The sequence below is a fragment of the Streptomyces sp. NPDC005728 genome (genome assembly GCF_040630895.1).
Classification (GTDB): Bacteria; Actinomycetota; Actinomycetes; order Streptomycetales; family Streptomycetaceae; genus Streptomyces.
In genome coordinates, this window is sequence record NZ_JBEXYL010000104.1 from 13,213 (window position 1) to 27,213 (window position 14,001).

Here is a 14,001-nt window from a genome sequence, read left to right on the forward strand (position 1 = left end):
CGTCAGCGGCAGCGCATCCGCGACGGGCTGCCAGTGCTCACACGGCCGGGGCACACCGCTGGCAGCGTTTGTAGTTGCGGCCGCCCTTCGGCCCGGTCCTCTCGGCGATCCAGGCCAGGGCTTCCTCCGGGGTCATGACGTCGAAGCGGGGATAGTTGCGGGATCCGTCGAAGTCCTCGCTGGAGCTGTGCGGATCGCCGGTGTGGCTGAAGGCGTTCAACGCCACCACGTAATCCTCGCCCGTCGGCCGGGCGTAAGCCGACGGCATCTCACGCCTGACGACGCAGCAGGACGTCTCGTGAAGGCCTTGCCGGCCCGCGGCGAACGGATAGTTCTCCGGCTGCTGCAGCCGCTGCCAGCGGTCGTCCGCTTCGGCCAACAGGGCGTCGAACCACGAGCGGTGCTTCTCGCACAGCAGGCATCCCCCGGCCTCCAGGCACGCATGGCGGAGATCGTCAGGGTCTTCGGCCTCCCAGCACCGGAGTGTGTCGTACAGCAGGTCGACTGATTTGAGCAGCACGCTGCGGACATCGTGCGCGGGGATCCGTCCGTCGCCGATCCGCTCCAGGAGCTCCAGTACGGCTGGCAGCTCCACGGTGTAGCCCCAGCGCTCGCGGATGGGGCCCCGACGCTCCTGCGCGAACAGCTCGCCGAAGCCCAGTCGCACGGCCGGCATCGTTCCGGTGGCGAACTTCAGGTCCACCGCGGCGCCGCCGCTCGAGAACTCCGGCGCGGGCTCGGGCTCCCAGCATTCCAAGTCGTCGGCTGGACGAGCGGTTTCAGCGGTGTCACTCAACCGAGGCTGAGGCACCAACTCCCGCTGCGCGACCGGCTGGCGCCCCGCGCGGCGTGACCGCTTCATCTGCTTCTTCTTCGGCACCTGAACTCCCGCCTCTACACGTCTGCACCCTCAACTACTGGACGCGCATACGGTCAGGCGCCGCGGCGCGCCGGTTTGTCAGCCGACGGTGGCGGAACGTCCCCCGTGGTCATCCCCAGCAGACCAGCAGGGGCAACAGCGCGTCACGCGGCTCCGAAGCCGGGCAACAGGTCCTCCTGCATGTGTTTGATACCGAGGAAGAGGCGGATACGCTCGTACATCAGGCCGTGCCGGTCGACCGCCTGATCTCGTACGCCCCAGGGCGCGTCGGGCAGCGTCACCGTCTGCGTGTAGTCGTTGCAGCCATGGGTACAGGCGAAGATGTCCTCCCACACGGTGACGTCCTCGGTGCTGCCCGGCAGACGCATGGTGTGGATCAGGACCGCGCCGTCCTCACAGTCGCATGACTCGCCGTGCAGCCCGTCCGAGCTCCCGCACGGACATGGCTCGCCGGGCTCCTCCTCCGGGTCGTCTCACGACAGCTGAGCCTTCAGCGCCCGCGTGCCGCTTCCGCCTCGTCGACGGCCCGGCCAGCCGCCGCTTCCTCCCCCTGATTCAGCGTCATGGCGGCGACGTTGCTTGGGCGTTCGCCTTCTCGGCAGTCCTCGCCGGGACGTTCAGCCCGTCTCGGACCATCCTTCGCTCAACTCCGAATGGCTTGCAGCCTGTCGGCTGTGCTCGGCGCGCGCGGTCTCCAGCAGGCGCCGCCAGGAGGTCACCGTCGGACGGCGCCGAAGGAGAGCCCGCCTTTCCCGCTCGGTCATGCCGCCCCACACGCCGTGCTCGATGCGGTGATCGAGGGCGTGGGCGAGGCATTCGGTGCGCACCGGGCAGCCGGTGCACAGGACTTTGGCCCGGCTCTGGGCCGCGCCTTCGGCGAACAGTTCGTCCGGATCAGCGGTTCGGCAGACCGCTTGCGTACCCCAGGTCTCCTGATCGTCCTTGACCACCCCGACGCTGTCCTCTCCCCGTTCCGGCCCGCCGCACTCCCCTGGGCGGGTGCAGTCCGCAAACGGTACGGCAACTACATGGGGCATGGGACACCGTCATCCTGCAACAAGCCCTTCGGGTGATGAGGCCTTGACGAGCGCTCCGCACCTTGTGGCGTCGCTCATCCGGTGACCTCGCACCCGGACACCGCCGGGAGCAGGGATTCGCCGGTCAGCCTGCTGATGCACTGCCGGATCGCCGCGAAGACCTCGGCGTGGTCTTCCCTGGCGCCGGCCGGGATCCTTTGATGCGACTTTCCACCCGGGCGAGTGAGCCGGACACCGTCTCACCCACAGGCTCTCGCAGCAGCCGGTACGAAGATCACGACCCGGTCGAGATCTTTGAGAGGAAGGCCCGTGCGTCTGTCCCGCGCCCTGCCCACCGCAGCGGCCTCGCTGTCCGCGCTCGCCGCTCTGCTCGCACCCACCCCCGCCCACGCCACACCCCCCGCACCGGCACACGCCGCCTCCGCCCAGCCGCAAGCCCCCGGGGACACCATCACCCTGCCGGTCCGCGACGCCCTCGCATCACTGACCGTCCAGGACGAAGACCGCACCGGCTACAGCCGCGACAAGTTCAAGCACTGGACCGACGCCGACAAGGACGGCTGCAACACCCGCGCCGAGGTGCTCTTGGCCGAAGCGGTCAACGACCCGGAGGTCGGGCCCCGCTGCACCCTCACCGGCGGCAACTGGTACAGCCCCTACGACGACCAGTACTTCGACAACGCCAGGAAACTCGACGTCGACCACCTGGTCCCGCTCGCCGAAGCCTGGGACTCCGGCGCCTCCGCCTGGACAGCCAAGGAACGCGAGCTCTACGCCAACGACCTCGACGACCCCCGCGCCCTGATCGCGGTCTCCGCCGCCTCCAACCGGTCCAAGGCAGACCAGGACCCCTCCACCTGGCTGCCCCCGTACACCGGCTACCGATGCACCTACCTCACCGACTGGGTCGCCGATAAAACCCGCTACCAGCTCACCATCGACCCAGGCGAGCAGGCCGCGCTCGCCGAAGGTCTCGCCAGCTGCCCCGACCAGCCCATCACCGTCGTCCTCGCCCGGTGAGCGAACCGCTGGGCCCGTCACCACGGGGGAAGGCGACGGGCCCAGCCAGGCACCACGGCCCCACACCCTCCACCGATGCGCGCAATCCATCGGTGAGGTTCGCGTAGTTGCGCCGCGCACGCCGTCGTTGCGGCTGCCGTCCTTCGTCGCGGCCGCGAGGAACTGCTGCTTCGACAACGAGGTGTCGCCGCCGAACGTCTGGCGCCATCCCTCGGCCAACCCTTCATCCTCGCCCGTTGAACGAACAGCCGTGCCCCTCGCCCGACGGGCGGCGATGGGCATGGCCCGGATCAGAACAAGCCGCGCGCCCCGCTTCAAGAACTGGCCGATATAGAACGCCAGTTCGTCTCAGGGGTATCTGTCTTGACGCTTTAACCCGTGATGTGATCACCACGAGTGACTGACCTGTCACAGGCGTCACTCGAAAACGACCAACACGGGGAGCAATACGTGCGTTTCAGATACAGAATGCTGCTGTCGGCTGGGGCGGTAACGCTCGGGCTACTGAGTGGATCGCTGACCTCCGCGCAGGCCTCCACGAGTAACTCGACAACCGCGCCTGTCCCGGTGGCCATTACGCCGAAGACGACTGCGGCCCAGGCGAAGGCCGCCTGCGACGCCCAGCTGAAGGCAGCCCGTGACGCCGGCGGCAGCAAGCCGGTCGCCTGCGTCTCCTGGGCAACGGAGCCCGCCGCAGCTGACCCCCGGGCAGCCATCAGCGCGTGGCCGACACCAAAGTGGTGTGACGACCACGGTGCCAACAACACCTGGTACGTCAACCGGTTCCAGGCCTGCGGTGTCTTCAAAGCCGACGTGACCGTGCACGATGTCCGCACCGGCCGGGTGACCGGCAGGATGCACTACCTGGCCGTCGGCTACTCCTACAGCAAGCGCGACATCAAGGCCTGGGCCTACCAGGTCGAGCTCCTGCAGGTGAGCGCCTCGGGCGACGGCGTGGGCAGCAGCGCGAACGGGAAGGGCACCTGCGCGGGCAAGTGCAAGGTCACCGAGAGCAAATTCCCCTCCCAGGCGATGAGCAACAACAAGGAGGCTGTCGGACAGTTCTTCTTCGACACCACCATCAAGGCCAGTCCCAAGGGACAAAAGGGCGAGGGCCAGGGGACGGCACACTGGAGGTTCACCAACCCCAAGTGGGCCGCACCCACGAACGACATCACGCTGGGCCATCCGCCCGTCCGGTGCGACAACGCCCTGCCCGGCACCTCCAAGATCGGCTGCGTCATGCCGTACATCCCGGAGATGGTCTACGCCAAGCGCGGCGAATACCCCGAGCTCGCCAAGCACATCGAGTACGCGCAGAACACCAAGTACCTGCCGGGCAAGCACGGCACCACGAAGTACCTGACACGCCTCACCGACAAGACGAAGATCCGGCAGAACCGGGACAAGGCGTGCCCCTCCAGTCGTCACCGGCCCGCGGGCAAGCAGTGCGACGAGTACCCGTTCGCCTCCACCTGGCAGGGCGCCTCCACCGGAGGCGGCCACTTCAACTGGCGCATGATCAACGCCACCCAGAACGAGGAGGGCGGCAAGGCGCTTGGCCGCTTCTACCTCTACAACCGGGTCCTGGAGAAGGATAGGTTCCTCGTGTGGATCAAGCCCTGACCCGTCTCCGATCAACCGGGAACACGCCATGAGCGATCAGGCCGAGCAAGGGCGTGGGCTTGTGCCCGTGCAGTACCACCAGTTCCAGATCAACGACGAGGACGGTCCCACCGGCCCCGATCTGCCCCGCGAGCACAACGGGCTGATCGAGGTGCAGGACGGCATCGCCACGGTCCACACCGGCATCCACACCGGCGACGTCGACGTCACCGTCACCCTGCACACCGATGCCCCCCAGCCTGGGAACGACGGATGGGACGAGATCGTCGAAGTGTCCCTGCACTCGGTGTCGGGAGAGCTCATGGTGCGCGGTCTGATGGACGACCTGGACGAGGAGCTGCCGGTGCTCTCGTTCGACGGTCCTGGTGAGTACCGGCTACGCATCCATGCCCGCGGCCGGGACACCGCCATCGACCTCGCCCCGGACGAGGTCACCGAGTGGTACCTCGTCCAGGTCTGGCCGGCCCCATTGCAGGACGCGGCGGTGCTCCGTCAGACCGACACCTACGGAGCATCCGTCCGAGCCCGCTGACCAACGCAACGGCCGGCTGCCGCCCGGGCACCGCACTCAGTGAGGTGCCCGGGCACATCGGCTCAAAATGGGGCATGACCCAGGTACGCCAGAAACCCGCCACGGGATGATCTTGGGTTGTTGGGCGCCGCATCCCGTCACCCGTTCGGCTCAGTGTCGTTGGTGGTGATGTTGGGTTTCGTCTGGGGCGGGGTGGGTTGTGACCTCGATCGAGAGGACCGCGTATCCGCGGTTCAAGCGGCTGATCACCGCGCATGAGCTGCATCTGTTCTTCGCGCCGAGCCGTGACGAGGTCGAGTGGGCTGCGGCCCGTACCGACTGCGACGAGCACCTCCTGGCCCAGCTGCTCGCGCTGAAGTCGTATCAGCGCATGGGGTGCTTCCCGAAGCTGGATGAGATCCCGGAGACCGTGGTCGACTTCGTGCGCCGCGCGGTGGACCTGCCGGAGGGCACGGTGGCGAAGGCTGCGAACCGTACGGCGGAGCGGCAGCGGACCGCCGTTCGCCAGCGGACGGGCCTGTCGTACGACAAGGCGAAGGCCCGGAAGATCGCCGAGGCGGTGATGCGGAGTGAAGCCGTGTCGAAGAACCGTCCGGCCGATCTGATCAACATCGCGCTGGAGAAGGTGGTCGAGGCCGGGCTGGAACTGCCGGGCTTCACCACGCTGGACGCGCTCGCGGCGAAGGTCCGCACCGAGGTCAACGCCGGGATCTGCATGGGCATCTACGACCAGCTCAGCGAAGCGCACCGCGAGCGGCTGCTGGCGCTGCTGTCGGAGAAGGACGAGTCCGGCACCACGAAGTGCAACAGGCTGAAGCAGTCGGCGAAGGCCCCGACGTGGTCGCACTTCCGCGCACAGGCCGAGCACCTTGGGTGGGTGGACGGGCTGGGCGAGACCGGGTTGTGGCTGGCCGGCGTCGCTTCGGGGAAGATCGCGGACTTCGCCGGAGAGGCGGACGCCGCGGACGCGCCGGGGCTGCGGGACTACAACGTGGTGAAGCGGCTCTCGCTGCTGGTGTGCCTGGTCCACAGGGCCCGGATGCGGGCCCGGGACGACCTGACCACGATGTTCTGCAAGCGGATCGCGTTGCAGGTCAAGCGGGCCAAGGCTGAGCTGGAGCAGATCCGGGAGCAACAGCAGGCCATCGTCGAGGCGTTGATCGGGAACTACCGCACGGTGCTCCAGCACATCGACGCCGACAGTCCCGTCCAGGCGGCCCGCGAGAAGGCAGCCGCGCTGACCGCCGGGATCCTGACGGCGGTCGGAGAACTCGACCAGGACGCCTCCCCCGACACTGTCGCCGCGGGGCTCGGCGACGGACTCGCACCCGCCCTGCACACCATGGCGAAGGCCCTGCGCGTGCAGGCCGGCGCCCTGGGCGTGCCCGCGGCGGCGGTGGACGACTTCGGCGGGTTCGAGGGTCAGTACGAGCAGATCGAGAAGGTCGCTGCCCATCACGGCAACTACTGGGAGGTGCTGCTGTACGGGCACCTGCTCAAGGACCGCTCCACGATGTACGACCTGACCAGCCGCCTGGAGCTGCGGGCCACCTCCGAGGACAGCCGCGTCCTGGACGCGCTCGCGCACGCCCGCCGCCACAAGAACCTGCGCGACTTCATCCCCGAACGGCACGAGGACGGCCGCCCGGTCGACATCTCGTTCGCCACGCTGAACTGGCAGAAGGCCGTACGGGACAAGAACCGGCCCGGCGCTTTCGTGCGCAAGCACTTCGAGGCCATGGTGTTCACCGCGCTCGCCGAGGAACTGCGGACCGGGGACGTCGCGGTGGCCGGCTCCGAGGAGTACGCCGACTGGAGCGAGCAGCTCCTGCTGTGGGAGGACGTCGAGGAGAAGCTGGGCGACTACCTGGTGGAGGTCGGTCTCGCCGAGCCCGGCGACGCGCCGTCGTACGACGCGGTCTCCTTCCGGCGACAGCTGGAGGACAAGCTCACCGCGGCCGCCGCGATGGCGGATGCCGGGTACCCGGACAACGAGGGCCTGGTCATCGACCCGGATACCAGCATCCCCTCCCTCAAGGCCCACCGCTCCGAGGGCCAGCGGGCCTCTGCGAAGGCACTGGAGCAGGAGATCAAGGCGCGGATGCCGGAGCGTTCCCTGATCGGGATCATCTCCCGCACGGCGTACTGGGCGGAGTGGTGGCGCCGCTTCGGCCCGGCCTCCGGCAACGAGCCGAAGCTGAAGGACCCCTTCGGCCGGTACGTCATCACCACCTTCGTCAAGGGCACCAACATGGGCCCCTACGAGGCCGCCCGCCACATCCCCGGCGTGAGCGGGCACGAGCTGTCGCTGGCCGCGAACCGCCACTTCTCCATCCCGACCTTGAACGAGGCGATCGCCGACCTGGTCAACGCACATGCCCGCCTGGACATCTCGCAGGCATGGGGCGACGGCTCCGCGGTCGCCGCCGACGGCACCCACATGGACACCTACCTCAACAACCTGCTGTCCGAGACGAGCGTGCGGTACGGCAAGCCCGGCGGCATCGCCTACCACCACATCTCGGACACCTATATTGCGCTGTTCACGCACTTCATCCCGTGCGGGGTGTGGGAGGCCGTCTACATCATCGAGGGCCTGCTGAAGAACACGTCCGAGGTGAAGCCGACCACGGTGCACGCGGATACGCAGGGCCAGTCGTTCCCGGTCTTCGCGCTCGCCCACCTGCTGGGCTTCGACCTCATGCCCAGGATCAGGAACTGGAAGGATCTGACCTTCTACTGGCCCACGAAGCGGACCGAGTACGTGCACATCGACGCCCTGTTCGCGGAGAGCGGCCGAAACGTCATCGACTTCGACCTGATCGAGTCCCAGTTCCGGCACCTGATGCGGGTGGCCGTCTCCGTGCGCGAGGGCGCCATCTCCTCCACCCTGCTGCTGCGGCGCCTACGCGCCGGCTCACGCAAGAACGCCACCTACACCGCCTTCCGCGAGGTCGGCCGCGTCATCCGCACCGTCCAGCTGCTGCGCTACCTCTCGGACGCCCCACTGCGCCGGCGGGTGACCGCCGCGACGAACAAGGTCGAGGCGTTCAACGGCTTCTCCCAGTGGATCGGCTTCGGCAACGGCGGCGTCATCACCGACAACGACCCCGTCGAGCAGGAGAAGACCGCGAAATTCAACGCCCTGCTCACGAACGCGGTCATCTTCCACAACGCTCTGGACATCGCCGAGATCGTGCGCCAGCTCCAGGAAGAGGGCTATGCCATCGACCCCGAGGACCTGGCCCACATCTCGCCGTACCTGACCGAGCACATCCGCCGCTTCGGTGAATACTCCACCCACGAACTCGGCCTCGTACCCGAGGCGTATAACCCGCACCTGGACGTCGACTTCAGCCTGCTGCGTGGCGATGGCCCGCCTGCACCGGACGGTTACGGTCAGGCGGCGTGACCCGCCTGCTCCCGGATCACGGTGCCGTGGCAGGAACGGTATCGAGGTTCTGCTTCTGCGCGCCCGATGTACGCCCTGGGGCGTGGGGCGGCTCATGGCTACGGTGGGAGGCAGTGGGCCCGGTCCCGGGCCGGGACGTCGGAACATGGCTGAAGGAGTGTGTGATGGGTGACAGCCTGGCGGACATGGCGGTGGTGCGGCAGCCGGAGGGCACGCTGCTGACGAGCGCAGAGGCGGCGGTCGCGGCCGATCTGGAGCAGGACCCGGCCGAGACACTGGTGCAGGACCCCGACGCATAGGGCGACTTCGAGGTGGAGAAGGTCGCACCCGCTCGTGCGGCTGTGTGCCGGCTCGGTGCCGACGCCCCCTCGCCGACAGACTCGGTCGTGGAGCGTGCGGCATCGCGTCTGGGGTTGCGGCCCCAGTGGCGGCCACTGGCCGGCGTCGGCGGGGCGGCTTCCGTGTGGGCCTGCACGCTGCTGAACGGCGCGGGCGCGCCCGTGCCGGATGGGGTCGGCGTCGGCAAAGGCAACAACGCGGCAGCGGCCCGCGAGCGCGCTTTGGGCGAGGCTCTGGAACGGCTGGTGACCGGCCCGATGAGCCTGGCTCCCGGGGCTGTTCTTCTGTGCCGCGCGGATCGGCTGGCGGCCGGTGCGCTGGCCACCGATGCCAGCGCACCGCTGCTCACAGCGCTCGGTGGTACTAAACTCGCCTGCCACGTTTACCAGGGCCTGAACGAACCGCAGCGCGAGGCTCGCATCCCGCTCTACCTGGGAGCTCCCTGGTACGCCGGCCCGGAGGGACAAAAGCTTCGGGATGCGGTGGGTGACCGGGCCGACTACCAGGCGCTGTCGCGCTACAGCGTCAATTCCGGCTATGGGCTGGCTCCTTCGGATCGGGACGCCACCGTTCACGCACTGCTGGAAACCATCGAGCGCGACTCGTGCTCGCTGACGACGATCCACACGCTCCTCGCGGGCCGGCCACCGACGGTCTTCGATGTCCGCAGCCTGCCCGGAGACCTCACCGCGCTCCACCATACGGCAGAGCAGGAAGCCGAAGGCGTGGTGCACCTGGTCGACGCGACCAGTGACCTGGGCGTGCCGACCGTCCTCGCCTACCGGCCGCCGCAGCCGACTGGCGGCGGCTATCTACGAGGACAGGCGGCGGGCCTGAGCATGCGCCAGGCGGTGACGGGCGCACTGCTCGAACTGCTGGAATCGGCCCTCGTTCGACGTCGCACACCACCCGAACCGGTCCAGCTCGGCCTCCTTGAGCCGTATCCGGCGCTGCACCGCTGCGCCGTGTTCGACCTCACTGGCCCGTTGCGGCGTGCTCGCCGCGCACGGTTCGAGGACGCCCTCCCGGCCCAGGAGCCCGAGGAACCGCTCGACGCTCTGCTCGCCTGCCTTGCACAGCACGACCTGAGCGCCTACCGGCGCACAGTGGCGGCGATGCCCGAGGGGGTGTGCGCCGTCCACGTCGTGGTGCCCGGCCTGGAACGCTTCTTCGCCGTGGTCAAAGGAGCTCTCGTCGTACCCGGCCCCCGAGGGACCACACTGACATGAGGGAACATCACGCGATGGCGGCCGACTGTGCTCCGAAGCTACGGCGAAGTGACAAGTAGCTCTCTGTAGCTATCGTGACGCTCCGCGAGCACAGGTTGAGCGCCCGCTCCGGCGTCAGCACCACAGCTCGGCTTCGTCCGCCTCTGCCGTCTCGGGCTCGTCTGGCTCCTGGTCGTGCTCGCCGATCGAGGTGCCGAACGGTCCGGGCAGGGCTGGTTCCTCGGCGCCGAGCAGCAGGGCACCGCCCTTGAGTCGGTGGGGGCCGGGGATCACCGGGTGCTGCTGCCGGGGGTGTCGGTGCTGGCCAAACAACCCCGGAGCGCCAGGTCGTGGTGCGGAGAGCCCGAAGAGCTTCGACGAGTGCCGCGCCATCGCGCGCTCCGGCCTCGACGGCGGTTACGGCGCCAAAAACGTCCCTAACCCCATGACTGGCATCGACAGTCACCAGGATGCAGGAGACGGCGTGAAGGGGATGGATGGCTGCGTGGTGGTGACCTACACCGTCCCGTAGACGTGGATCCCCCCGCCGAAAGGCGGCGCTGTGACCGGTCGGGCCGCGCTGCGGTACGGCGCTTCGGCGCCGTACCTGCAGGGCCCGGTGGCGCGCATCGTCGCCTTTCCGCTGTTGTGATCGCCCTCTCGGCCGTGGACCGGCTCCACGCGTGCCCCACGCCACCGTGACCTGGTGATTAATCGACCATCACCTGAACACCGCTGCTCGCACCGGCATGCTGGATGGCCGTCGACGTGCAGCAGACCCGCCGCACGCCACCTGTCGATCTTGTAACGCGGTGTGGCCGAGTCGCCTCCTTGCCGGTTCCACGTCAATGACAAATCGTGGATGGAAGCGACGGTTCTGACCGAGAGGGCGGAAATGACCACTGCCACGAAACCAGGAGAAGCCGACGAGCAGCAGGACGTGATCGCGGGAAACCTTCAGGTCGCGCTCCAGCATCTCGACAGGGAGCGCAAAGACGACCTCGATGGCGTCATAGACCTCTACGCGGACGACATCGTCTGGGAGGAACCCAGTCGAGGACAGGTGCTGCGCACCCATAACGACATCAGGACGGCGTACCAGCAACTCGGGACGTCGCTCTCCGTCCGGTCGGAGACAGTCTTACGGCGCTTTGCCACCGACCAGTGGGTAATCAACGAGAGCTTGATGCGAGCCACCGTCATCAGCGACAGCATTCCTCAGCTGGACTTCCCCGTCGGCACCGAGCTGTCTATACGCAAACTCACGCTCTTCGAGATGCGGGGCGGGAAGATATGCCGCGAGATCAACCACACGTCGTTCCGTCCAGCAGGTGATCCTCGCATCGACCACGACGACGTCCCCGCAATGTATTGACCGCCTCACCCCAGGACGACGCCACAGCCCGCCGAGTCGACGCGGACTGACCAGTACACGAAGAGCGCCCGCAGCCAATCGAAGTGGCCGCGGGCGCTCGCCGTTTCACCGTAAACGGTCCTCAGCCGGGTTCACCTGGCCGCTCACCCCTGTCGTCAAACGATCGAATGACGACAGGAGTAGCGGGCGTCCAATGAACCCAGTGATTCCGGGGCCTGACAGCGACTCGGATCCAATGAGATCCGATGGCGGCTGACGACAGGGTTAGATGACACCCAGGTCCGATGCGCCGACAGAAGCGGGGAATGTTCTGTGACAGCGAACCTTGATCAGTGTCAGCGAAGTTTGGTCACCCTTGGCGTCCGGGCCTTAGGGGCTTCCAGGCCAGCAGCCACCGAAGGGCAACAGCTGTCCCGGCTCGCCCGCACTGCGGCAACCGAATCATGTGCGGACGCAGCTGTTGTCAGGGCCGGGATTGATGGTGAACGGGGCGCTTTGGGCTACCGTGCCTGTGCTGTCTCGCAGGGTCAGGCCCACCTGCGTCCCCGCAGCAATGTCGACTGTCCAGTTGTACTGGGTTCCGTCCTGCTGGCCGAGGTCCCGCAAGGGTTGTCCGTTGGGATCCGCGCCGGGCTGAACCGTCAGCTCGTACGGAGCCTGCCCGCCCGACCACGTGAGCAGCTGAGGCTGGCAGACCACTGCGTTGCTGGGTGTATTGATCGTGAGCTGTGTGTCGGCGGACGCCTGCGTCACGCTCGTGCCGAACACGGCGGACGCACTCAGGGCGAGAACTGCCGACATCCGCGACAGCTGACGAGCCCGGCCGACCAGCAGCAGTGAAGACATGTTCCCTAGATCTCCCTTTCGAGGTCTCGGCCCCTTCGGCCATTCTTGGCTGCCTACCGTCGTCGCGGTGGTGACAACCTTGCCGCCGCTCCGTTTCACCCGTACGAGCAAGAGCACCGCTGTCCATCGCCAATCCGTCTTGGACCGCAGTCTTCACGCACTGGCCCGGGCGGCCAAGCCGACCCGTCCGGGTTCCTGACCAGCGCAATCAACCTTCGATGACACAAACTCGCGTCCACTCAAGGTGCGTTGGCACGCAATCAACCTCCGATGGCACAGGACAGGGAACAGCGTGGCCAATCTCGTCTACAAGAGGGTGTCGACCGACCAGCAGTCCACCGCCCGGCAGGACCTGGTCCTCGCCGAGGCCGGGATCGAAGACCCCCGGGTGTTCGAGGAAGAGGCGGGCACCTCCAGCCGCCTCCACCCGCTCCAGCGCCCGACGTTCGGCGAGCTGCTGACGTACGCGCGGCCGGGCGACACCGTGCACATCTCCGAGATGTTCCGCCTCGTCCGCGGCAACCAGCACATCCTCGACGTGCTCGAAGTCCTGCACCGCGACCAGCTCGCCCTGCGCATCCACGACGGCGCGTTCTCCGCCATGGACCTCACCGCCCGCCATCCGCGCACCGGGGAGCTGCTGTCCACCGTGAAGTTCATACTCCAGACTCTCGCCGCCGCCGGCGAACTCCAGCGCGACCTCCAACGGGAATTGACCTACGACGGCCTGCGCGCCGCCGAGGCCAAAGGCAACAAGGGCGGACGCCGCCCCGCCCTGGCGGGTCAGACGGTCACCCGCGTACGCACCGCCTACCTCGACGGCCGCTCCATCGCCGCCCTCGCCCGTGAGCACGACGTCAGCCGCGGCGCCGTACGTACCGCCGTCGCCGACCTCCTGCCCGAGCACGTCGCTGACGCCCCCGCACCGGCTCCGGAGCTGCCCATCACCCTCGACATGCCCGGCAAGGTCGCCGACTTCCTCCGCACCGCCGAGCTGGACGGCGTCGAGCGGGCCGCACTCGACCACGGTCAGGCCGTACGACGCGGCACCGGCTACACCCTCCGCGTCACCGCCGAGCCCGCGGTCCACCGCCAACTCCTCGACCGCTGCCAGGTCCTCGACGGCGTCGGGGCGATCCCCGCCCAGCGCAAGGCCCGCCGCGAGTACGAGAACCGCGTCAGCACCCTCGACAGGTAAACCAAGATCATCCCGTGGCCCCTTGGGGCTTATCTCGGCGATCCCCCTGTACCGATGTTCCATCCAGCCCGTGAGCTGCACGAACTACCGGTAGTCGTCCTCGTCCAGCGCAACAACCCGGGCCTGCTCGACGGCGTCAGCTTCGTTGGCAGCCCCCGGGTCGACACGGGTCAGCGGGTCGTCGTGGTCCTGGCGGACGTCGGTGTGCTGCTCGGCGGCGTTCCCCTCGGGTGCTTCCTCAGAGAGCTCCGCCGCATCGTCGTCTTCTTCCTGAAAGGTTTCCGGGTCGCTCGGGTCAACAGGCACGTGGATCTCCTCTTTGCTCTCAGCGGTGATACGTGACGACCGTATCGGCGTCGCCCGCTTCGGGGTGACGTCGGCACGCGGGCCCCTATCGCCCACGATCGACCCTCACCAGTACCTGGGTGAGCCCTTACTGACTTCGGCTCTTTAGGGTGATCTCTCTCGAAGTCGCTGATGGGCCTGGAGTGTTGTCTGTATTCCGTGGTGTATGAGGTATGCGGATGG

General features: G+C 67.8%; 14 protein-coding genes. 8 read left to right on the top strand and 6 right to left on the bottom strand.

The annotated features are described in order from the left end of the window. Window positions 1–37: 37 nt before the first annotated feature. From ABZ471_RS39870 to ABZ471_RS39880, 3 genes are all read right to left on the bottom strand, one after another. A complete protein-coding gene (locus ABZ471_RS39870) occupies window positions 38–880 on the bottom strand; it encodes a hypothetical protein (protein ID WP_359073665.1) in 843 nt (280 codons plus the stop codon). A gap of 143 nt (window positions 881–1,023) precedes the next feature. Further along, window positions 1,024–1,248 carry a hypothetical protein gene (locus tag ABZ471_RS39875; RefSeq protein ID WP_359073667.1) on the bottom strand — a complete coding sequence of 75 codons (225 nt, stop codon included), beginning with the start codon at window positions 1,246–1,248 and terminating at the stop codon, window positions 1,024–1,026. 249 nt (window positions 1,249–1,497) lie between these two features. Next, window positions 1,498–1,830: a WhiB family transcriptional regulator gene (locus ABZ471_RS39880; protein WP_359073668.1), complete on the bottom strand. Its 333-nt coding sequence runs from the start codon at window positions 1,828–1,830 to the stop codon at window positions 1,498–1,500. Window positions 1,831–2,226: 396 nt separating this feature from the next. Between ABZ471_RS39880 and ABZ471_RS39885 the strand changes: the two genes are divergently transcribed. From ABZ471_RS39885 to ABZ471_RS39910, 6 genes are all read left to right on the top strand, one after another. After that, window positions 2,227–2,937 carry an HNH endonuclease family protein gene (locus tag ABZ471_RS39885; protein ID WP_359073670.1) on the top strand — a complete coding sequence of 237 codons (711 nt, stop codon included), beginning with the start codon at window positions 2,227–2,229 and terminating at the stop codon, window positions 2,935–2,937. A 567-nt stretch (window positions 2,938–3,504) separates the two neighbouring features. Beyond that, complete coding sequence (locus tag ABZ471_RS39890; RefSeq protein WP_359073672.1) at window positions 3,505–4,563, top strand: NucA/NucB deoxyribonuclease domain-containing protein; 1,059 nt, start codon at window positions 3,505–3,507, stop codon at window positions 4,561–4,563. 28 nt (window positions 4,564–4,591) lie between these two features. Continuing rightward, on the top strand, window positions 4,592–5,095 hold the full coding sequence (locus tag ABZ471_RS39895; protein WP_359073673.1) for a hypothetical protein: 504 nt from the start codon (window positions 4,592–4,594) through the stop codon (window positions 5,093–5,095). Between the two features lie 199 nt (window positions 5,096–5,294). After that, a complete protein-coding gene (locus ABZ471_RS39900) occupies window positions 5,295–8,507 on the top strand; it encodes a Tn3 family transposase (RefSeq protein WP_359073674.1) in 3,213 nt (1,070 codons plus the stop codon). Between the two features lie 164 nt (window positions 8,508–8,671). Then, window positions 8,672–8,806 (top strand): hypothetical protein, encoded by a 135-nt coding sequence (locus ABZ471_RS39905; RefSeq protein ID WP_359073676.1) that lies wholly within the window; start codon window positions 8,672–8,674, stop codon window positions 8,804–8,806. 87 nt (window positions 8,807–8,893) lie between these two features. Then, window positions 8,894–10,075 (top strand): YcaO-like family protein, encoded by a 1,182-nt coding sequence (locus tag ABZ471_RS39910; RefSeq protein ID WP_359073678.1) that lies wholly within the window; start codon window positions 8,894–8,896, stop codon window positions 10,073–10,075. A gap of 114 nt (window positions 10,076–10,189) precedes the next feature. On the opposite strand, the gene ABZ471_RS39915 is transcribed toward ABZ471_RS39910, so the two are convergent. Continuing rightward, window positions 10,190–10,348 carry a hypothetical protein gene (locus tag ABZ471_RS39915; protein WP_359073680.1) on the bottom strand — a complete coding sequence of 53 codons (159 nt, stop codon included), beginning with the start codon at window positions 10,346–10,348 and terminating at the stop codon, window positions 10,190–10,192. Between the two features lie 568 nt (window positions 10,349–10,916). On the opposite strand from ABZ471_RS39915, the gene ABZ471_RS39920 reads away from it, so the two are divergent. Beyond that, window positions 10,917–11,429: a nuclear transport factor 2 family protein gene (locus tag ABZ471_RS39920; protein WP_359073684.1), complete on the top strand. Its 513-nt coding sequence runs from the start codon at window positions 10,917–10,919 to the stop codon at window positions 11,427–11,429. A 441-nt stretch (window positions 11,430–11,870) separates the two neighbouring features. Here ABZ471_RS39920 and ABZ471_RS39925 read toward each other — a convergent pair whose 3' ends face one another. Beyond that, a complete protein-coding gene (locus ABZ471_RS39925; protein WP_359073685.1) occupies window positions 11,871–12,275 on the bottom strand; it encodes a hypothetical protein in 405 nt (134 codons plus the stop codon). A 292-nt stretch (window positions 12,276–12,567) separates the two neighbouring features. On the opposite strand from ABZ471_RS39925, the gene ABZ471_RS39930 reads away from it, so the two are divergent. Next, window positions 12,568–13,473, top strand: coding sequence for a recombinase family protein (locus tag ABZ471_RS39930; RefSeq protein ID WP_359073687.1), 906 nt, complete (start codon window positions 12,568–12,570; stop codon window positions 13,471–13,473). A gap of 84 nt (window positions 13,474–13,557) precedes the next feature. Here ABZ471_RS39930 and ABZ471_RS39935 read toward each other — a convergent pair whose 3' ends face one another. Beyond that, window positions 13,558–13,779: a hypothetical protein gene (locus ABZ471_RS39935; protein WP_359073689.1), complete on the bottom strand. Its 222-nt coding sequence runs from the start codon at window positions 13,777–13,779 to the stop codon at window positions 13,558–13,560. Window positions 13,780–14,001: the final 222 nt, after the last annotated feature.